The organism is Bradyrhizobium sp. T-1 (assembly GCF_053592855.1).
In genome coordinates this window covers 4451994-4471661 of the sequence record NZ_CM132115.1, presented here as the reverse complement: position 1 = coordinate 4471661, position 19668 = coordinate 4451994, and the positions used below count along the sequence as shown (strand labels likewise).

General features: G+C 59.5%; 19 protein-coding genes. All 19 read left to right on the top strand.

The annotated features are described in order from the left end of the window. The first annotated feature begins 435 nt into the window (after window positions 1-435). The 19 genes from ACWAT4_RS21640 to ACWAT4_RS21550 all read left to right on the top strand — a co-directional run bounded on the left by ACWAT4_RS21640 (window position 436) and on the right by ACWAT4_RS21550 (window position 19624). A complete protein-coding gene (locus ACWAT4_RS21640) occupies window positions 436-681 on the top strand; it encodes a hypothetical protein (protein WP_449728004.1) in 246 nt (81 codons plus the stop codon). Beyond that, entirely contained in the window at window positions 650-1396 is a 747-nt protein-coding gene (locus ACWAT4_RS21635) for a hypothetical protein (protein WP_449728003.1), read from the top strand. Before ACWAT4_RS21640 ends, ACWAT4_RS21635 begins: the two co-directional genes overlap by 32 nt. A gap of 409 nt (window positions 1397-1805) precedes the next feature. Further along, window positions 1806-2261, top strand: coding sequence for a helix-turn-helix domain-containing protein (locus ACWAT4_RS21630; RefSeq protein ID WP_449728002.1), 456 nt, complete (start codon window positions 1806-1808; stop codon window positions 2259-2261). A gap of 76 nt (window positions 2262-2337) precedes the next feature. Continuing rightward, entirely contained in the window at window positions 2338-3711 is a 1374-nt protein-coding gene (locus tag ACWAT4_RS21625) for a terminase (protein WP_449728001.1), read from the top strand. Between the two features lie 76 nt (window positions 3712-3787). Further along, complete coding sequence (locus ACWAT4_RS21620) at window positions 3788-5794, top strand: portal protein (RefSeq protein WP_449728000.1); 2007 nt, start codon at window positions 3788-3790, stop codon at window positions 5792-5794. A gap of 93 nt (window positions 5795-5887) precedes the next feature. Further along, window positions 5888-6727 (top strand): hypothetical protein, encoded by an 840-nt coding sequence (locus ACWAT4_RS21615; RefSeq protein WP_449727999.1) that lies wholly within the window; start codon window positions 5888-5890, stop codon window positions 6725-6727. A gap of 96 nt (window positions 6728-6823) precedes the next feature. Next, a complete protein-coding gene (locus ACWAT4_RS21610; protein WP_449727998.1) occupies window positions 6824-8029 on the top strand; it encodes a phage capsid family protein in 1206 nt (401 codons plus the stop codon). A gap of 24 nt (window positions 8030-8053) precedes the next feature. After that, complete coding sequence (locus tag ACWAT4_RS21605; RefSeq protein WP_449727997.1) at window positions 8054-8467, top strand: hypothetical protein; 414 nt, start codon at window positions 8054-8056, stop codon at window positions 8465-8467. A 55-nt stretch (window positions 8468-8522) separates the two neighbouring features. After that, complete coding sequence (locus tag ACWAT4_RS21600) at window positions 8523-8771, top strand: hypothetical protein (protein WP_449727996.1); 249 nt, start codon at window positions 8523-8525, stop codon at window positions 8769-8771. Further along, entirely contained in the window at window positions 8771-9109 is a 339-nt protein-coding gene (locus ACWAT4_RS21595) for a hypothetical protein (RefSeq protein WP_449727995.1), read from the top strand. The genes ACWAT4_RS21600 and ACWAT4_RS21595 overlap by 1 nt, the downstream gene beginning before the upstream one ends. After that, window positions 9109-9600: an HNH endonuclease gene (locus ACWAT4_RS21590; RefSeq protein WP_449727994.1), complete on the top strand. Its 492-nt coding sequence runs from the start codon at window positions 9109-9111 to the stop codon at window positions 9598-9600. The genes ACWAT4_RS21595 and ACWAT4_RS21590 overlap by 1 nt, the downstream gene beginning before the upstream one ends. Before the next feature lie 96 nt (window positions 9601-9696). After that, window positions 9697-11046, top strand: a complete 1350-nt coding sequence (locus ACWAT4_RS21585) for a hypothetical protein (RefSeq protein WP_449727993.1) — start codon at window positions 9697-9699, stop codon at window positions 11044-11046. Beyond that, window positions 11046-11243: a hypothetical protein gene (locus tag ACWAT4_RS21580; protein WP_449727992.1), complete on the top strand. Its 198-nt coding sequence runs from the start codon at window positions 11046-11048 to the stop codon at window positions 11241-11243. The genes ACWAT4_RS21585 and ACWAT4_RS21580 overlap by 1 nt, the downstream gene beginning before the upstream one ends. Next, window positions 11243-11917, top strand: a complete 675-nt coding sequence (locus tag ACWAT4_RS21575) for a hypothetical protein (RefSeq protein WP_449727991.1) — start codon at window positions 11243-11245, stop codon at window positions 11915-11917. Before ACWAT4_RS21580 ends, ACWAT4_RS21575 begins: the two co-directional genes overlap by 1 nt. Beyond that, window positions 11910-13538 (top strand): hypothetical protein, encoded by a 1629-nt coding sequence (locus ACWAT4_RS21570; protein WP_449727990.1) that lies wholly within the window; start codon window positions 11910-11912, stop codon window positions 13536-13538. Before ACWAT4_RS21575 ends, ACWAT4_RS21570 begins: the two co-directional genes overlap by 8 nt. Window positions 13539-13840: 302 nt before the next feature. Beyond that, window positions 13841-15565: a hypothetical protein gene (locus ACWAT4_RS21565; RefSeq protein WP_449727989.1), complete on the top strand. Its 1725-nt coding sequence runs from the start codon at window positions 13841-13843 to the stop codon at window positions 15563-15565. A gap of 94 nt (window positions 15566-15659) precedes the next feature. Further along, entirely contained in the window at window positions 15660-16721 is a 1062-nt protein-coding gene (locus tag ACWAT4_RS21560) for a hypothetical protein (protein ID WP_449727988.1), read from the top strand. Window positions 16722-16723: 2 nt separating this feature from the next. Further along, window positions 16724-17068 (top strand): hypothetical protein, encoded by a 345-nt coding sequence (locus ACWAT4_RS21555; protein ID WP_449727987.1) that lies wholly within the window; start codon window positions 16724-16726, stop codon window positions 17066-17068. Next, window positions 17069-19624, top strand: coding sequence for a beta strand repeat-containing protein (locus ACWAT4_RS21550; RefSeq protein ID WP_449727986.1), 2556 nt, complete (start codon window positions 17069-17071; stop codon window positions 19622-19624). The last annotated feature ends 44 nt before the right edge of the window (window positions 19625-19668 follow it).

Here is a 19668-nt window from a genome sequence, read left to right as displayed (position 1 = left end):
TTCCGACGCTAACGCGCCGGAGGAAAAATCTTCGCGGAAGAAAATCTCAAAACCTCTCCCCGATGGATATGGGCTATCCGAACAGGTTCGGTCCTATGCGGCTGGCCTTGGGCTCTCGAGCAGCGAGATAGCTCGAGAGCATACGAAGTTCTGCAACCACGCCAAGCAGACAGACCGCCGATGTGCCGACTGGGGTCCGGCCGAAGAGACCTGGATGATAGGAGCGGCTGAGAGGTTGGGTAAAAGCCCTCCCTCAAGCGGAAACGCGCCGCCGGACTGGAATGTCGTGCTCGAGCTATACAAGCGAACGGGGCACTGGTCGCGATGGGCTGGACCCGATCCGGAGTCACCTGCCTGCACGGCACCTCGAGACCTGCTCGAGCGTTACGGCATCCCGCCCCCGCCACCTCCTGAGCCGCAACTGAGGACCATGCAATGATTCGCGACCCCTCAGACGGCAGCGTGCGAGAGGAAATCACCCCTCAGGCTAATCAGATCAACGCGGTAGCGCCGAAAACGCCTCCAGAGGGAATCAGCGGTCTCCGCGCCGCTTCGCCGAAAGACAAATACCAAGCGCGGCTCGAATGGTCCCGCGGCTGGATGAAGGCTTATCACGCAAGCAAGGACGTAGCAGATGCAGGCGGGGAACATGACGACAGTGCAGCGACGTCGGAAGGGTAAACCGTATCTCTCTCACGGGTCTGAGGGCCGCGTTGAGATCGGTACGCGCGTCATTCCGGACCCGCTTGAGCCGGGACAGCGGTATGAGGCCGTGGTGAACGTGCGAGAGTCGTCCATCGATCACATGTACAGCAGAGGGCGAATTGATGCCTCGCAGAACGAGGCCGGGCAACGCTTCAGAAAGCTATGGGAGCGCGCCGCTGTTGGGCGCAATCAGGCAATGGACACCACCAAGGAGAATGTTGACGGGGGCGGCTTCGTCGATCCGATATCGGATGATTTGGTTAAAGCATCGATTGAGCTGAATCGCGTCCTGATGGAGCTTGGCCCTGTCGGATCAAAGCTGTTGATTTCAGTCGTAGGAGAGGGGCAGCTTATTCAGGATGCAGCCAAAGATTGGAGCCGATCTGGTGGCATCGTTCGCGGCGACCGCGCTGAGGGTTACATCGCCGGCCGCATGGTGGAGGCGTTGGATCAGCTTGTCTCGCTCTGGAAACTTGAATCTGACCCGATAGTTAGGCGCGAAGAGAAGCGCTCATATTTCAGGAACGGGAAAGAGGTGAAAGTGCATGACGCTATTCGCGTCAGTGGAGATGGCCATATCGGTCCAGCAACAGAGTTGAGCGTTGGTCGCTTTGGAGACATTGTTGAAGATCAGAAGCGCGGCGTTGACAGGGACGTCCTGATGCCGCACATTGCGGGTAATGGGAAGTGATTTGCCCATGGGCCCGCCAAGCTTATGCTTCGGCGGGTTTTCGTTTTTCTGACTTCGTGTCCTCCCTTAACTGCCCGCGTCCCCTTCGCGGGCTTTTTCATTCCGTTCGAAGCGGGCCCTGTTGCAAACCCCCGCGACTGGTGCCTGAGCAGCCCAAGGGCTCCGCTTCGTTCAATTCGCAAGGACAGATCATGACCGCAAAACAGATCAAGCTGCTCTTTCGTATGATCGTCAACGGTGATGCCGGCCTCGTCGAGCGCAACGGCAAGATCGTCCCGGTTAGCAAGACCTGATGTTCTTCCCGATCTCCCCCGCCTTCGAATACGTCGAGATCGCCATCCAATGGTTCTGGCCATTTGTGATGGCTGTCGTTGCGTTCGGGCTGGGGAGGATTTCGAAGGCCTGACACATGGCCGGCGGCCGTCCAAGCAAGTTCAAGGCTGAGTTCGTTGGCCAAGCTCAGAAGCTCTGTGAACTGGGTGCGACTGACGAGGATTTGGCGGATTTCTTCAAGGTAGCCATTCGGACTATCGCCAACTGGAAGGCCGAGCAGCCCGAGTTTCTGCAGGCCTTAAAAGCGGGGAAGGACCAGGCAGACGACCGGGTCGAGCGCAGCTTGTATCAGCGCGCAGTTGGTTACACGCATGATGCGACGCACTTCAGCAGTTTCCAGGGCAAGGTTACGGCGACGCCTTATCGGAACCATTGTCCGCCTGACGTCGTGGCGCAGATCTTTTGGCTGAAGAACCGCCGTCCGGATCAGTGGCGCGACAAGACGGATCATGAGCACACAGGCAAGGACGGCGCGCCTCTCGTCCCAATCATCAACCTCACCGGCCGCCCTGAACCTTCATCTTCATCCTAGGCAATGGGATGCGTTCGAGACACTAGCGACTGAGGTTCTTTACGGAGGGGCTGCGGGCGGCGGCAAATCGCATCTGATGCGGATTGCCGCCATTGTGTGGTGTTCGGCGATACCTGGGCTTCAGGTCTACCTGTTTCGCCGGATTCGTGACGACCTGATCAAAAACCACATGGAGGGTCCGAAAGGCTTCCGGGCCATGTTGGCGGCGTGGGAAAACGCCGGGTTCTGCAAAATCGTAGACGACGAGATCAGGTTTTGGAACGGGTCCAAGATCTATCTTTGCCACTGCAAAGACGAAAAGGATATCTACAAATATCAGGGCGCTGAAATCCACGTCCTGATCATCGACGAGCTGACGCACTTCACGGAGACCATGTATCGGTTCCTCCGTAATCGCGTTCGCATGGTCGGCGTGGTTCTGCCGAAGGATTACGTTGGCCGCTTCCCGCGCATCCTGTGCGGCGCGAACCCCGGCAACGTCGGTCATCTCTGGGTCAAGAGCACGTTCGTCACCGCAGCGCAGCCCATGGAAATGCGGCTGATGCCGGCGAATGATGGCGGGATGCTGAGGCAGTACATCCCGGCGCGGCTCGAAGATAACCCTAGCATGGGCCAGGATGACCCGGGCTACGAGATGCGCCTTGAGGGCCTTGGCTCCGCTGCGCTCGTCAGGGCGATGCGCTGGGGCGACTGGGACGTCATTGAGGGTGCGTTCTTCGATTGCTGGGATGCGCGCCGCCATGTGGTTAAGCCGTTTGAGATTCCGGCTCAGTGGACGCGCAACCGGTCGGGAGACTGGGGGTCGGCCAAGCCATTCTCGATCGGCTGGTGGGCGATCGTGCAGGACAAGTTCAAGACGCCTGACGGGCTTTGGCTGCCTCGGGGCTGCTTGGTCAGATACCGCGAATGGTATGGGATGCAGCCTGGTAAGCCGAACGTTGGGCTGAAGCTCCATGCTGATCAGGTTGGCAAGGGGATCGCGGAGAGGGAAGCGAAAGACCCTCGATTGGTTGGTGGGGTTCTCGATCCTGCTGCTTTTGCTGAGGACGGCGGCCCACCGATCTCGGAGAGACTGAACAGCGAGTTGATCAAGGCCAGGCTAGTTCCGTTCAGGGCTGCCGATAACAAGCGCGTTGCGGCTCGCGGTGCAATGGGTGGCTGGGACCAGATGCGGGCCAGGTTCGTCGGGGATGACGACGGCCTGCCGATGATTGTGTGTTTTTCGACGTGCGTTGACAGCATCCGGACAATCCCGGCTCTGCAGCACGATCCGGACAAGCCGGAAGACCTCGACAGCAACATGGAAGATCACGCTGGAGATGAGTGGCGCTACGAATGCATGTCGCGGCCTTGGATCAGGCGCGCTGCGAACGACGACGAGCCGAAGGTTGCTGCCGGATACAAGGCAGCGGCCAATTCTTCATCGAGTGACTGGAAGGCAACCCTCTAATGGCTGTCCCGACCAACTCTAACTCTTGCCCGACCGACTACGGTTGGCGCAACGGAAAGCCGATCCGGTCGCGTTGATGCAGACCATTCCCGCAGTCCAGCCACAGCGCCAAGTCGCTCGGCAGCAGCCAGACGATGACGACTACTACGACGTCGTTCGCCTGCGCCGGCAATGGAACGACTGGGCCGCTGCCAAGGACGCGGAAGGCCGCGAGATGGTCGAGTCTCGCCATTACTACCATGCCGACCAATGGACCAAGGACGATATCCGGAAGCTCCGTGATCGCGGGCAGCCTATCGTTACGTCCAACCGTATCGTCCGCAAGATCGACGCCATTGTGGGCCTTGTGGAGCGCCTGCGGCAGGACGTGAAGGCCTATCCGCGGACGCCGCACCAGGACGAAGGCGCCGAGCTTGCAACGGCCACGCTGCGCTACCAGCTCGATTCCAGTGACTGGAAATCGAAGTCCACCCGCATTGCGCGGCTGTGCGCGATCGATGGCATTGCCGGGCTGGAATACGACCTCGTTCCGGGCGATGAGGGCGATCCAACGCTTGAGATGCATATCGTCTACGCGGACGGGTTCTTCTATGACCCGCGGTCGTGGGACGAGGGTTTCACCGATGCCCGCTATATGGGCGTCGCGAAGTGGATCGATGTAGACCAGGCGAAGGAGCTGTTCCCGGACAAGGCTGCCGAGATCGATAGCCTCGTGATGTCTGGCACGGACCTGACCTCGATCAACGATTCCGACCGAGAGAAGAACTGGGTCAATAGCAACGAACGCAAGGTCAGGCTGGCCGATCACTGGTACATCAAGGGCGGCAAGTGGCGCTGGTGTATGCACATCGGCAACGCCGAGATGATGAAAGGCGTTTCGCCTTTTGTTGACGAGCGCGGCAAGACGTTCCCGCGATATCGGATGTTCTCGGCGAGCGTGGATCATGATGGCGATCGGTATGGCTTCATCCGGAACCTGAAATCGCCTCAGGACGAGATCAACCATCGCCGCTCCAAGGCTCTGCACCTGCTTAATACCCGGCGCGTCGTCTCCGAAAAGGGCGCTGTTGACGATATCGAGGTGGCCCGTCGTGAATGGGCGAAGCCTGATGGCTGGGTTGAGACCAATCCTGGCCTCAAGATGGAGCCGGATCAGTCTGCCGTCTCGGACTTCAAGGGGCAGCTCGAGATGCTGCAGGAGTCCAAGAACGAAATCGAGAACTTTGGGCCAAACCCCGCGCTGATCGGGCAGGGGCTTGAGGATAGCTCGGGCCGCGCGATCTCTCTGTTGCAGCAGGCCGGTGTTGCCGAACTCGGCCCGTACCTGAGCGCATACAAGAACTGGAAGATCCGCGTCTATCGGGACATCTGGAACATCATCCAGCGGCATTGGAAAGAACCGCGGTGGATTCGTGTGACGGACGACCAGAACGTGCCGCAGCTTTTCCAGGTCAACCAGATGTTCGACCCGCGCACGGGCCAAGTTCATCTGGACGAATATGGCCGGCCGGCGATCGTGAATGCTCTCGGCGCGCTCGACGTGGATATCATCCTCGACGAAGGTCCGGATGCGGTCAACCTGCAGGCCGACAACATGATGGTGCTGCAGTCTCTTGGGCCGCAGTTCGCTCAAGAGTTCCCGGAAATCGCGATCGAACTGGCGCCGCTCTCCAACTCGGTCAAAAAGCCGATGCTGGACAAGATCAGGGCGAAACAGAACCAGCCGCCGCCGCCCGATCCGAAGGTGATGGCGCTGCAGGCCAAGGCGCAGTTGGATGCACAGACAGCGCAGCGCGAGGATGCCCGCGAGACGGCGCGCACACAGCAGGATTTGGCCCTTCAGGCTCGCCAACAGCAGATGGATGAGCAGAAAGCCGCCATGGACGCTCAGCTTGAGCGCATGAAGGCGGCCAACGATATCGAAATCAAACGGATGGAGGCTGCGGCCGACATCCAGATAGAGCGCATCAAGGCCGCCAATGCCGCCCGCATGGAGCAGGAGCGCCACGAACAGAGCATGGACCTTGCGCGCGAGAAAGCCGCGCAGCAGGCCAAGCAGGCCGCGCGCCAACCGGCCGCATAGAGATCGTACAAGCCGACGACACAGGCTTACCCGCCCGCTGGCAGCGACATGCCGGCATACGTGATCGCACGAGACGCGAAAGGAAGAGACACCATGAGTGCTGAGAACCAGGGGCCGACCGACGACGAACTGCTCAACGAGGTGCTGACGGACGAAACGGCTGATAGTCAGACCGTAACCGAGCATCAAGAGCAGAACGACGCCACTTCCGAGGCCCAGACGACCACGCAGGAAGCGACGACGGAGACCGCGACTGAGCGGTCGCAGGTCGACGACAACGCCCCTCAGGTGCCGTCTTGGCGCGTTCGGGAGATCAACGAGGAGAAGCGGCGCGTTGCCGAAGAGAACGAGCGCCTGAAGGCCGAAATGGCCGAATTGCGCCGGGCCCAGCAGCAACCGCGACAGCAGGAACAGCCGAAGGCCGAAAAGCCCTCTAGGCCGGACCCGCTGCTTGATCCTGACGGCTACGCCGCAGCAATCCGCGAGGAGCTTCGCCAAGAGGCATTGGCAGAGCGCCGCGAGGAAAGCCTACAGCGAGCCGCTGAAGCTCATCCTGACGAGTTTCAGGCTGCCTATACCGCCGCTCAGAAGGCCGTCGACCCGGCGCTGAGGGCCCGCATGCAGGCGTCTCGAGATCCCGGCAAAACTCTCCTCGAATGGCATCGTGAGCAGAAGGTCCGCGCCGAAGTTGGCACTGACCCGAACGCTTGGCTCGAGAAGAAGCTCGAGGAACGCCTCAACGATCCCACCTTCCTTGCGAAGGCGGTCGAGCGGGCGCGCGGCTCGGCCCAGCAGAATACTCAGACGAATGGTCGCCCTCGCACTGATCTCCCGCCGTCCCTGAACGGGGCGAGCCGGGCGAACACCACGCTGAAATCGAGCGTCGAGGATGACGTCTCGGACAGCGACTTGTTTCAGCAGATAGCTGGCTAAGACTGCCCGATCAGATCGACGAAAACACCCGCCCTTGAGGCGGGTTTTTCTTTGCCTGTTCGCCAGTGGAGGCCATCAACAGAAAGGTAGCGGCCGATGGCCCTCACTACGAACCACCCGAACAATGAACTGATCAAATTCCGCAAGAATGTCGCCTTCGACTTCCTGCGGGCCTCGCGTCTCGATCCCTTCATGGGTCCGGACTCCACCAGCCCGATCGTGCGTATGTCGGACTTGGCCGGCGACGGCAAGGAAATCCGCATCCCGCTCGTCACGCAGCTCACCGGCAACGGTGTCGGTGTCGGTACGCTGGTCGGCAACGAAGAGACGCTGGACAGCTACGGCATGCCGATGTGGGCCGACTGGGCCCGCAACGCGGTCGCCAACAACCGCGCAGCCAACAAGGAAAGCTCTTTCTCGGTCCAATCGACCGCGCAGAGCCTTCTCCGCGGCTGGTCGCGCCGCATCGTCCGCGATGACCTCGTGGATACGCTGCTCTCGATCCCGACCTCGCAGATCCAGGCTGGCCGGTTCACTTCTCCCGGCAACCGCGTGAACGGCATCAAGTGGTCGGCGGCCACCGCCGGCAACAAGAACTCGTGGGTGACCGCGAACGTGGACCGCGTGGTGTTCGGATCGCAGATTTCGAACTACTCGACCACCTTCGCAACTGCGGTCGCGAACGTGGACAGCACGAACGACAAGATGACGGCTGCGGTCGGTTCGCTCATGAAGAACGTGGCGCAGCAGACCGGCGTCTCGTCCTCCAACCCCGGCGTCTACAACGGCAAGCCCAAGATCAACCCGTTCCAGATCAAGGGATCGAACAACGATCAGGAATGGTACCTGTGTCTGCTTGGCTCGCGTGCGATGCGCGATCTCAAGGCCGATCCGACCATGTACCAGGCCAATCGCGATGCCCGCGAGCGCGAGTCCAGCCCCACCACGAAGAACCCGATCTTCACTGGCGGCGGCCTGGTCTATGACGGCGTCTACTATCTGGAAATCCCGGAGATCACCCAGCGCCTGCTCCTGACCGGTGTCGGTGCCGCTTCGATCGACGTTGAACCGGTGTTCCTGCTCGGTCAGGGCGCTCTCGGCTACGTCATGGGCCAGATGCCCCGTCCGACCCGCCGCGATGAAACCGACTACGACTTCATCAAGGGCATCGGCATCGAGGCTCAGTACGGCGTTGGCAAGATCGCCAAGGCTCCGCTCTCCGTCGGTTCGGCTGCCACGGTCGGCGATCTCGTCGATTGGGGCATGGTGACCGGCTTCGTCTCCGGCGTCGCGAACGCCTAACCCCAAATCTGAAAGGAAAAGACAATGGCTTATCGTAAGGATTGGGGCCAGCCTCAGGTTGGCGCTCAGGGCGATGCCCGCATGGTCAAGACCATCGGTCGCACTGTCGCAATCTCGGTCGCTGACAACGTCACCGGCAATACTGTCGGTGCGTTCATGATCCCGGCTGGCTTTGTCGTGACTGGCATCATCGCAGTCGGTACCGATATGGACAGCGGCACGGCAATGCTCCTGAACATCGGCGACGCCGGCAATGCGTCTCGTTACTTCTCAGGCCTGAATACGCAGGCTGCGGTGACGACCCAGACGCTGGCTGCGGCTGGTCTTCTGTTCAAGAACACGGTCGATACCGAGTGCTTGATCACGATCGGAACGCAGGCCGGCACCCCTGTGGCCGGTACCGTCGATCTGCGCCTCACTGGATACATGGACCTGTAACGAACGATTGCCTGCCGGTCGCGTTGATCGGCAGGCAACCAACTGGAGACTTGCAATGCGCAAAGCAACTGCAACCTACAACGCGCCCGAAGGCGACAGCGATGTGGTCGAGATGGGCGGCGTCGAGTTCAAGAGCGGCGAGGCCGTCGATCTGAATTCGGATGACCATAGCCATCTGATCAACAAGCTTCCTGGCAACAAGCACTTTGACATCGAAATCGGCGACGAAGTCGAGCGTCCGAAGCGCGGTCGGCCGTCCAACGCCGAAAAAGCGGCCAAGGACGCGGAAAGCGCCGAAGCCTGATGTCCAAAACTCGCGCCGAGATCCAAAAGAAAGCCCTTGATATCCTCGTGGGCGGCGATGTCGGCGCGAGCATGTCCGCGGAAGATGCGACGACGCTGGATGGGTACATTGATAGCGTCGTCTCGGAAATCAATGCGGACGGAACGACATACATAGGCGATCCAAACGACTTGGACGATGAGCTGTTTCTGAGCTTCAGCAAGCTCGTGGCAAATGCCGCCGCGGAGGAGTTCGGCGGCAAGTCGGACGAGAGTATGGCCCAGCAGATGCGCAACCGGATTCGCGTGATCAAGCGTCAAACGCCGGGCTATGGCCCGCAGCAGGTCGAGTTTTTCTGATGAAGCCGACTGCCGAACTGGTGAGAAGCTTGCTGGATTATGACCCCTTAACTGGGGTCTTTCTTTGGCGCATTTCGCCATCAAGAAATACCCCGGAAGGCTCAATTGCTGGTGCTGACAGCGAAGGCTATCGCCTTATCAGGATCGATGGTGGCCGGTACAAAGCGCATCAGCTTGCGTGGTTGTACATGACTGGTGAATGGCCGTCGCGTCAGGTTGACCACAGGGACACCGACCGCTCGAACAATCGCTGGTCAAATCTTAGGCTGGCCACTACCAGCCAGAACAAAGCCAACATGGGAAGGCGAGCCGACAACAAGAGCGGCTTCAAAGGCGTGCGTTGGTATTCGCCAACTAAAAAATGGAACGCACAAATTCGTTGCCAAGGGAAAAATACGAACCTTGGCTATTTCCCTACACCGGAAGAAGCGCACGCTGCCTATTGTAGGGCGGCAGAGCGCTTGTTCGGCGAGTTTGCGAGATTCGCGTAAATGCCTGCGGTCTCGATCCCGTTCCCGCTTTCAAGTTCGCCCGGCGCAAGCTCTCAAGAGAGTGCTGGTAGATTGATAAATGCGTATGCGGAGCCGTTGGGTAAGGACATCAAGACGCAGAAGGGCTTTGCCCCTCCTTCCGTGGTCTGGCGCAAGTCGCCGGGGCTACCGCAGTTCTGTGCTTCGACGCAGACCGGTTTCCGCGGCGGTCTTTTGGTCGGAAGCGCGCTCTATACGGCATGGAGCGGGAAGGCGGCCACCTATACGTCAGGCGGCGTTGAAACGGTCCTGACCGGTGCGCTGAACGGCACAGAAAAGGTGTTCTGGGCCCGCAACAACAAGAACCCGACGCCTGACGTTGTTTGTGTCGATCCTGGGACTGGAGCCTTCTCTGTCACCTCGGCCGCTGTTTCGTCGTTCGCTGATCCTGACATCGGCACTCCGAACAGTGTCGGCTTCATGGACGGCTATTTCATCTTCACCTATGGCGATGGCACGATCCAGGCGTCAGGGCTGAACGATGTCACGATCGCGACGACCGATAAGACGAAAGAGCAAGCAAAATCTGGCGGCCTGACGCGCGGGCTTCCGTTCAACGGCCAATACTATGTTTGGGGACCGAATTTTGGGGCCGTCTATGCGGACACAGCGCAGCCGACAGGCTTCCCGTTCACCCGCTCTTATGTGATCCAGCGCGGCTTGCTGAGCCCGTATGCGGTCGCGGGCCATGAAGATGGGTTCGGATCGGCTCTGATCTGGGTTGCAGACGATAATTCGGTTGTGCAGCACAACGGTACGCCGAACCCGTTGAAGATTTCGCCGCCGGATTTGGATCGGTTGATCGCCGCGGTGAATGACAAGACGACGTTGGAGGCCTCGGTCTACATCTCGCAAGGCCATCCGAAATGGGTGCTTTCGTGCTCATCGTTCACTTGGGAATTCGACCTCGGAAGCCAGAAATGGAATGAACGTTCAAGCTACCAGCAAAACCGCTGGCGCGCGGTGAGCGGAATTTCTGCCTTTGGGAAGTGGATCACGGGTGACACGCAAGGCGGTCGGTTGCTCTATCTGAGCGAGACGTCGTATGACGAGAACGGCAACCCGCTTCAGTTCCAGATCGAAAGCGGACCTGTCTTGAACTTCCCGAACCGGACGAAGGTAGCTCGAGCTGACTTCAATTTCGTGGTCGGGGTGGGGCAGGCGACGGGGCAAGATCCGATCGCGACTGATCCTAGCGTCGGCATTTCGTGGTCCGACGATGGCGGCATTTCCTGGAGCCAAGAGTTTATCCGCAAGCTCGGCCGGCAAGCAACGCCGCAGCGGATCACGATGCTGCGCACGGGCATGACGGGCGTGCAAGGGCGCCGCTGGCGGCTGAAGGTCTCTGATCCCGTCTATGTGGCGTTCATGGGCGCCACACAAGACACGCAGCTGAGGAACCACTGATGGCGCGTCCGTTTCCAGGCAAAGACGTTCCTGTGATTGATCAAGCGACCGGGACGATGAGCCAGACTTGGTACGACTACTTTCAAAGTATCAGGAAGCTAAGCACGCTGCCTGATGTCTCCACGACGGCGCCAACCAACGGCCAGGTGCTGATCTGGGATGACACGACGAAACTCTGGGTACCAGGGGCGAACTGATGGGTCTCTTCTCGATCTTCTCGAACGATGATGCCGAGCAAGCGGCGCGCGATCGCAATGCCGGGCTCCAGCAGGGCTACAACGCGCTGTCAGATCTCTACGGGCAGGGGCGCACTGCTCTCACTCAGGGCTATAATCAGGCGTCCAACTACTATGCTCCGTTGGTCGCCTCGACGACTGCCGGCGCGAATGCATATGGCGACGCGAGCGGTGCCAATGGGACTGAAGGCCTCACGCGGGCCATGGACACGTTCAAGAACTCCGGCCAGTACGGCGCCTATGGGTTCTCGCTAGATCAGGGTTTGCAGGCGCTGAACCGGACGCATGCCGCCGCCGGCAGTCTCGCCAGCGGTAATGCTGATGCGGACTCTCTGAAGTACGCGACTGGCCTCGCCGGCCAGACCTATTCGAACTATCTGTCGGGCCTTTCGCCGTATCTTAGCGCGAACAACAGCGCGGTGGCGGGCGCATCGAACGCTGCAACCGGTCTCGGAACTGCGCTCAATCAGAGTTATCAAGGCCAAGGTGCCGCGGCGAACGCCAACTATACGGGGCAGGGTGCGTCTAACGCCGCCGCCGACATGAACAACTACAACATCAGTCAGAACATGTGGAACGGCCTCGGTAAGGCCGTGAACCTCGGCGCAAGCCTGTTTGGAGGCTTTGGTGGCTGATATCGACGAGATCATTTCCGGCGCGCGCGGGAATACGCGTTACAGCTTCGATGCGATCGGAGACCCCGTCAAGACTTTCCGCGATGCACAGAAGCAGGCTGATGAAACCAACCTCCGGCGCGCTTTCAGGGATGGCGTTCCGACCGATGCGAGCGGCCAGCCTGATTTCGCGGCGATGTCGAAAGTGCTCTTTCAGAAGGGCGGCCTGAACGAAGGCGTTGCGGCTTCAAACCTCGATATCCAGCGTCAGCAACTGAAAAACGGACAGGCTATCGCTGAGCGGATGGGCCAGCTTGAGAGCGGCGGCGGTCAGCCATTGCCGCCTTCGGCGAACCGGACGGCGTCTACTCCCGTTGCCCAGCCAATCGCACAGGGGGCCCAGCCTGCTCCTCAGCCGGGGCCACAGCAACAGGGTGGCAGCACGATTATGGGCGTTCTCTCCGCTCAGGGAATTCCCAACGATCAACTTGGAGCGGCCAGCGCGTCTATTGCTCGACAGCTTGGCGTTGATGACCCGAACGCCCCAATCGACATCAACGATCCCCGCGTGCGCAATGTTCTTGTGCCAGCCGTTCAGCAGTTGAAGAGGATGGGCATCGGCCAGGTGGCGCAAGCAGGGCAGCCGCGGCAGCAGGACATACCGCCGGTCAACCCGCGGCAGAACCAAGGCACATTTGGGGCTCCTCCCGCGACGCCGACCCGTGGGGCCGTTCCAACCGGACCCGACCCCGAAATTCAGCGGCAGATCGCGACCTATACGGCGATTGCTGCCAACCCTGCCTTGGGTAAGGCAGCGCAGGAAGCGGCGTTGTCGCGCCTTAAGGCGCTTCAAGAGCAGGGCCAGCCGACTCCGGACATCAAGAACTACGACCTCTACCGCCGGCAGGGCGGCAACCTTCCGTTCAATGAGTGGATGGCCGACACCGAGCAACGTAAGACCGCGGCGACGGAAGAGGCGAAATCCAGCGTCAAGAAGTACGAGGGATTGGTCGAGGCTGGCACCAAGGCTCAGATGGAGATCCCGCAGCTCGATCTCCTCAAAGAGCAGATGAACGATCCGAACTTCTTTTCGGGCGCGGGCGAGAAGTATAACCTCCTCTACAAGCGCCTCAAGAGCGCGGTTGGCATCGATCCGGAAGCAGCCGTTCCGCAGGAATATCTTCGCAAGGCGACGGCCGCCAACGTGCTTTCGTCTCTCGGCGCTCTCAAGGGGCTCGGACAAATCCGAGTTGCCGAGATCAACATGGCGCGCGAGGCCGCGGCGTCTCCTGACAACTCGATCCCCGCCAACAAGCTCTTGGTGGAAATCTCCAAACGAACCCACGAGCGCAATGCTCAGATCGCCGAGATGGCGCAGGACTACAAGGACAAGAACGGCGTTCTCGATCCGGGCTTCGACAAGCAAGTGACGGCTTTCTACAAGAAAAACCCGCTGTTCACTGACGCCGAAATCAAGGACTGGCACAAGGTCATCGGCGAGCAGAAGCAGGCAAAGCAGGCCTCCTCGTCGGTCCAGCAATTCAACTCACCGTCCGATGTCCGCGCCGCTGTAGCCGCTGGAAAGCTCAAGTCTGGCGATAGCTTCACCGATGCCAACGGCAAAACTCGGTACGTGCCCTGATGCCATATGTAGCCATCAGAGAAGCGCCGGCCGCTGACAGTTGGGACGCCTTCCCTGAGGCGCCGGCAGGAGGCACTCCCAAGTCGGATGGCTGGGACGCTTACCCGACCGAGAAGCCGACCGACTACGGCGGCGTCGCCAAGCAGGCCGGAGTTGGCGTCGCCAAGGGAACGATAGGTCTTGCCGGCATCGTTGGCGACATCCAGCAGATCGCCAAGAAGGTCGGATCGTATCTGCCCGATATCGCATCTGACCCGGAGTCCGAGAGGTACGCCCGCAAATACGGCCGCACGGGCGATGTTATGTCGGTCGGACAGCCGCCGGAATTCCCGACCTCGCACGATATCCAAGGCCAAGTCGAGAAGGTCACTGGCGAGTTTCGCAAGCCTCAGAACCAGGCGGAGGCGGATGCGGAAACGGTCGGTGAATTTCTGCCGGCGGCGTTGATGGGCCCCGGTGGACTCGCGCGCAAGGTCGTCACGCAGGATGCCATCCCGGCCGCCGCGTCGATCATAGCTGGCCGCTATAGCGATCAGAACCCCTATGTGAAGGCCTTGGCTGGCTTTGTGGCGGGCGGTGCGGGAGCCTTGGCCTCAGGCCCGAACACGGCCGAAAAGCTCCTGAGGGACAAAATCCCGGCCTCTGTGACCGAGCAGGACATTACCCGGGCTGGTCAGTTAATCGACCATGCACAGACCCGTGGTGTCGCCCTGACATGGCCGGAAGCCTTGTCTCGTGTCACCGGCCAGCCAGTCTTGACCGACACGCAGAGGATCCTTGAAAGCCACGGTCAGACCAGGCCGCAGATGCAGGAGTTTTTCGCCGATCGGCCGGCTCAGATCGAGCAGGCGGCGCGCGGCGAATTCGATCGCCTGGCGCAGATGCCTGCCTATCCGTCGACCATCGGGCCAGCGGCCGGAGAGGCGGCGCAGGACACGCTCAGCAATGTTCGGCAGACGATCAATGCAGCGGCTGAGCCCTATTACCAGCGCTCAGCAAACGTGCTGCTGACGCCCGCCGAAATGACCCATGTGAGGGCTATTCCTGGATGGACAGAGGCGCGCGACGCTGTTCGAAACGGCCCGAACGCATGGCGTGTCGAAAATCTGCCAGACAATTCGGTCGGCTTCCTGAATGCAGTCAAGAAGCACTTCGATGAGCTCGCCGAGAACGCTGGATCACGGTTCAACCCGCAGCGAAGCCACGAGACGCAGGCCACACGCGAAATGCAGGCGTCGGCCGTTCGCCAGATTGGCGAGGTCAAGTCAACCGACTATCAGATCGCCCTTGAAATCGGCCGCCGCGGCCGGCAAGAGTTCCTTGAGCCTTTGCTTCAGGGGCCGCTCGGCAAGCTCGCCGAGAAGGATGTGACGACGCAAAAGGCCATTGCGGCGCTGTTCCCGGAAAACCCGGTCCCAGGAACCCACAACGAGGTCCACGACGCAGTTTCGGCGCTCGTGCAGCGCCGGCCGGCGGCAGCCGAGCAGTTGGTGCGGGCTCATGTGGAAATGGTGTTCAACCAGGCCGCTCGCGATCTTCAAGGCGGCGCCAATCAATTCGCAGGCGCTAAGTTCGCCGCCAAGCTGGTTGGCGGGGCTCAGCAGCGCGACAATTTGCAGGCGGCCATCATGGCACTTCCGAACGGTGACGCGCGCTGGCGGGGCTTTGAACAGCTTCTGGACATCATGGCGGCGACGGGTAGCAGGCAGCCCAAGGGCTCATTGACAGCCTTCAACCAGCTCGAGGTTCAGTCAATGTCGACGGGCGGACTTCAGGAGTTGGCGTCTAAGGGTCTCAGTCCCGGAAAGTTGATGACCTTCGCCAACGACACCTTCAAGTCGTGGTCTCTTGGGCGAAACCTCGATCAGATCGCGCGCATCATCACGGACCCGCGTTCGGGCGAGGCCTTGCGCCAGATTGTCAGGATCCCACCTGGCTCCGACCGTGCTCTTGTGATGGCTGGGCGCCTGATCGCGCTGGGTGGCGCTGCGACGACCGAACAGAGAACCAAGACCGCCAATAAGTAGGGTGGCGAAGAACGCTGCGCCGACACCAAGGACGCCAGTCGCGTAGGGGTTGGGCGTCCATTCGTACCGAATATTGCCGCACATCACAGCGGCCATGATCGACAACTGGAAGAGTTTCCACATGCTCAAACGTCTCTGCCTCGCGCTCGCGGGGCTTTTTGCGTTGGCTACCGTAGCACAGGGGGCCGGGACTGTCCCCGGCTTTTCCCTGACGCCTCAGTTCGATCTGACGGGCGCCGTGGCTCCTGGCTGCAAACTTTACGTCTATCAGGCCGGAACCGTCGCGACGCCCCAAAATGCCTATTCGGATTCAGGACTTACACCCTCTCTGGTCCTGCCAAACCCGCTGACTTGTGACGCCGCAGGGCGTCTTCCGCAATTCTTCGTCGCGGATGGTCTGATCAAGTTGCGCCTGACAAAGTCGAATGGCACACAGATTTTCAGCGGTGACAATCTGCTTGTTGTAGGACCCAGTTCCGGAGGCGGCGGGGGCGGTGGCACGGTCGATCCGACGACCGTCCTGACGACTGGTGACATCAAGGATGTGTATGGGACTGGCGTCCTTGCCGGATTTGTTCGAACCAATGGACGAACCATCGGGTCTGCAACGTCTGGCGCTACCGAACGCGCGAATGCTGATACTTCCGCTCTCTTCGCCTTCCTATGGAATCAAGATCCGAACTTAGCCGTAAGTGGCGGTCGCGGCGCGAGTGCAGCCGCTGATTTCGCGGCCAACAAGACAATCGCATTGCCGGATTTCCGGGACAAGGTTCGCGTGGCGCTCGGTGACATGGGCAACTCGAATGCAGGTTTGTTCGGCCCAGACTATTGCATCAGTCATACGACACTCGGCTTTTCATGCGGTGGTCAAACGACCACGCTCGTTACGGCGAATCTTCCGCCATACACGCCGGCCGGAACGATCACTAACGGTGCAATCACAATCAATAATCAGGGCGCGCTTCGCAACACTGCTGGTGACTTCAACAATAACGGCGGCGGCGGCGGCGCGTTTGGTGCTCTCAGCGCTGTGCTGCCCAATCTGACTGCCACTCAGGCGGCATCGAGCTTCACCGGCTCTGCGCAGGGTGGCACTAGCACGCCGTTGCGGACTATCCAGCCGTCCATCTTCATCACTACCTATATCAAGCTCTGATCATGTTCACCGGGCAAGTCGACACCATCTCGAATAAAGCGACGTGGATCAGCGACACGATCGAGCTTTATGATGACGCTGACAACACGACGACCGATCTCTCTGCAATCTCGCCCCTTGAGATCGAGGTCACGATCAAGGATATCGAGGGATGCTGGCCGAGAGCAATAGCTACGATTGACAATGGCAAGGTCTTCGTCCCTGGCCCAGGCTTCTACTGGCGTTTTGAAAATACGGACCTGAGTTCTCTGTCCGCCGGAACGTACATGCTGGGCGTGAAGATCACCTACAACAGCACAATCATTGACGAGATTATCGGCACAATCGCTGTGCTTGAGGGCAATTAGATGACGCTTAAACTTCGCAAGAAGTCTCTCTTCCCGGCTGTTGTGACGGCACAAAGCCCGATCCTTCTGACGAAGAACGGAGCCGCCTATGACTTCAGCTTTGATTCCGACGCATACACGGCCGGTGCCCTTCCTGAATTTGTTGCTGCTGTTCTTGGATCACTCCCGGTTGACGTTACGACTATCGCAGCCCTGAAGCTGCTGCCGTCAGGCACATTCTTCGCCGCAGAAGTTCGCGGATATTACGGAGCCAACGACGGCGGCGGCGGCTTGTTCTATTGGGACGGTGCTTCAACTGCTACTGACAACGGGGGAACGATCATCCAGCCGACGGCTGGGGGGACGGGCCGTTGGATCAGGCTTGTCACCGATAAAGTCTATACTCCGAAGATGTTTGGCGCTAAGGCGGATGGCACCAACGATAAGACGTATGTCCAGAACGCCATTGATGCCATCAATCTGGCAGGCGGCGGAACGCTGTTTTTTGACAGCACCTATACGGTTGGCGGCACCAAGCACGCCAATACCTTCTCAATTATCGACCTGAAGTCAGGGGTAAATTTCGATGGGCCTGGTGGCCTGAAGCTGGCGGATAATACGAACGTCGCGGATAGCGTGTTTACCGCGACATTCGCCGGAACGACTATGACGGTCACTGGCGTTACGTCGGGCACGATTGCCCTGAACCAGTTTCTCAGCCTGTCAGGCAATGTCGCTCTCGTGAAAGTCCAGAGCTTTGGCAGCGGAACTGGTGGAACAGGTACGTATATAGTAACAGTAGCCCCGGCGAACAGCGCTGGAACTCCGATTGCCGGTCCCATTACGGTTAAGGGCATCAACCGCATGGTTGAGTTGGCCGGTGCTTATAACTCAACGTCCAACTCAATCACGGACACGACCTATAAAAACGTTCTGTTCGACTACAACGGCGCCAATAACTGCGCCTCAGGAACTATCTGGTCATTCAACTCCGTTGTGTCGATCCAGACTTGTGATGGTGTTGTTTTCCAGAACGCAAGATTCCGCAACAATTGCGGATCAAACTCGATTGTCCTCGGCACTTACCAGACGACGATCACCGCATTCCGCTCCCGCATCGAGAATTGCTCATTCCAGAACGATGGCGATCGTATCAATGCAGTGTGTGTCGATTATTCGACCTTGTTTGTCGTTGGCTCTCACATTGACATCGTGGGTAACACCTTCGGTCTTGGCCCCACGAACAATGGCGTAGCTTGGGAAGTCTACGGCCAAGACATCAACATCACGGGGAATACTGTATCGGGATACTATGGTGCGTCGAATGTGGTTGCCATCGCTAATCAGACCACTAAGACTGTCAGCATCGCGTCCAATACGGTGCAGGACTGCTCTATCGGAATCACCCTCTGGACGCTGGCGGCCACGTCAAAGCTTCAGGCTATCAGCATCGTAGGCAATACATTCGAGGCGAACGTCTCGGCGCCTGGCGGGCCATATCTGGTTGATGGTATCAATCAGGTCACTAATGCTTCTGAATTGCGGGACATCCTCATTTCTGGCAATGTCTGGCAGAACGTAAATCTTTCTGACACCACGCGCTTGACGCCGGGCGTTTCTCTGAAGTCGGCACTAACTGCCAAGATTTCAGGAAACCTTATCTACGGCATTCCGGGTCCTGGCATTTACATCACTGGAAGCCTTGAACCGGCCTCAATCGATATCACCAACAACTCTCTGATCAATACGGGCTATGGCGGCCTGGCTGGCGCTGCGACAAGGACCGGCATTACGGTGGATGCTTCCGGAACTAGCGGCTCTCTTCTTATCAATGGGAACTTGATCAATCCGATCAGCGGATACACCCTGACTACCGGCATCAAGAACGCGCTGGCGGTTACGGCGGGCTATATCCAGAATAACCTTATCATCTCGGCGACCACCCCAATTAACAATACTGGCACGAACGTCACGAGCGAGACGGGCAGCGGTGCGCTTGTGCGCGCGGCCTCGCCAACGTTCTCGGGTACGCCGCTCACCACAACGGCCGCTGTTGATACCAACACGACGCAGATTGCTTCAACGGCATTTGTTTTGGGGCAGGCGGGCGCCGCGACGCCGCTTGTATCGAATGCCGCAGTAGTTGGCACGTCAACGCGGTACGCTCGAGCAGACCATGTCCACCCATCCAGCCAAATTGCAATCCTTTGGTCCGCTGGAAACCTCGTCACCCTCTCTCCCGGCACGTTCTATATGGGGACGGGATTTGCAGCGGGAACGGAAAATGTTGTTGCGATACCGGCCCCTTGTGCAGGCACGGTTAAGAGCCTCTATGCCTCGACCAACACGGGGCCTGGAGGCGCTACGACCTATACGGTGACAATGCGTAAGAACGCAGCGGATCAGGCGCTTACCTGCCAAATGACGGGCGCCGCGACGACCGCAAACGACACAAACGGCGCACATGCCTTTACGGTTGCGGCCGGCGATCTCATCTGTGCCAAACTGGTCGTGGGGGGCGGCGCCGCAACGGCAACAGGCTTCAACGTCGGCTTTACCTTCGTGCCGTCCACCTAGTCGAGCGGTGAAGTGCTACACCACACCCGGACTGCGGCTGCACG

Bases quoted from the DNA above. Each gene is read 5' to 3' on its own strand.
- ACWAT4_RS21640 (WP_449728004.1), top strand. From the start codon at position 436: ATGATTCGCGACCCCTCAGACGGCAGCGTGCGAGAGGAAATCACCCCT.
- ACWAT4_RS21635 (WP_449728003.1), top strand. From the start codon at position 650: ATGACGACAGTGCAGCGACGTCGGAAGGGTAAACCGTATCTCTCTCAC.
- ACWAT4_RS21630 (WP_449728002.1), top strand. From the start codon at position 1,806: ATGGCCGGCGGCCGTCCAAGCAAGTTCAAGGCTGAGTTCGTTGGCCAA.
- ACWAT4_RS21625 (WP_449728001.1), top strand. From the start codon at position 2,338: ATGCGGATTGCCGCCATTGTGTGGTGTTCGGCGATACCTGGGCTTCAG.
- ACWAT4_RS21620 (WP_449728000.1), top strand. From the start codon at position 3,788: ATGCAGACCATTCCCGCAGTCCAGCCACAGCGCCAAGTCGCTCGGCAG.
- ACWAT4_RS21615 (WP_449727999.1), top strand. From the start codon at position 5,888: ATGAGTGCTGAGAACCAGGGGCCGACCGACGACGAACTGCTCAACGAG.
- ACWAT4_RS21610 (WP_449727998.1), top strand. From the start codon at position 6,824: ATGGCCCTCACTACGAACCACCCGAACAATGAACTGATCAAATTCCGC.
- ACWAT4_RS21605 (WP_449727997.1), top strand. From the start codon at position 8,054: ATGGCTTATCGTAAGGATTGGGGCCAGCCTCAGGTTGGCGCTCAGGGC.
- ACWAT4_RS21600 (WP_449727996.1), top strand. From the start codon at position 8,523: ATGCGCAAAGCAACTGCAACCTACAACGCGCCCGAAGGCGACAGCGAT.
- ACWAT4_RS21595 (WP_449727995.1), top strand. From the start codon at position 8,771: ATGTCCAAAACTCGCGCCGAGATCCAAAAGAAAGCCCTTGATATCCTC.
- ACWAT4_RS21590 (WP_449727994.1), top strand. From the start codon at position 9,109: ATGAAGCCGACTGCCGAACTGGTGAGAAGCTTGCTGGATTATGACCCC.
- ACWAT4_RS21580 (WP_449727992.1), top strand. From the start codon at position 11,046: ATGGCGCGTCCGTTTCCAGGCAAAGACGTTCCTGTGATTGATCAAGCG.
- ACWAT4_RS21575 (WP_449727991.1), top strand. From the start codon at position 11,243: ATGGGTCTCTTCTCGATCTTCTCGAACGATGATGCCGAGCAAGCGGCG.
- ACWAT4_RS21565 (WP_449727989.1), top strand. From the start codon at position 13,841: ATGTCGGTCGGACAGCCGCCGGAATTCCCGACCTCGCACGATATCCAA.
- ACWAT4_RS21560 (WP_449727988.1), top strand. From the start codon at position 15,660: ATGATCGACAACTGGAAGAGTTTCCACATGCTCAAACGTCTCTGCCTC.
- ACWAT4_RS21555 (WP_449727987.1), top strand. From the start codon at position 16,724: ATGTTCACCGGGCAAGTCGACACCATCTCGAATAAAGCGACGTGGATC.
- ACWAT4_RS21550 (WP_449727986.1), top strand. From the start codon at position 17,069: ATGACGCTTAAACTTCGCAAGAAGTCTCTCTTCCCGGCTGTTGTGACG.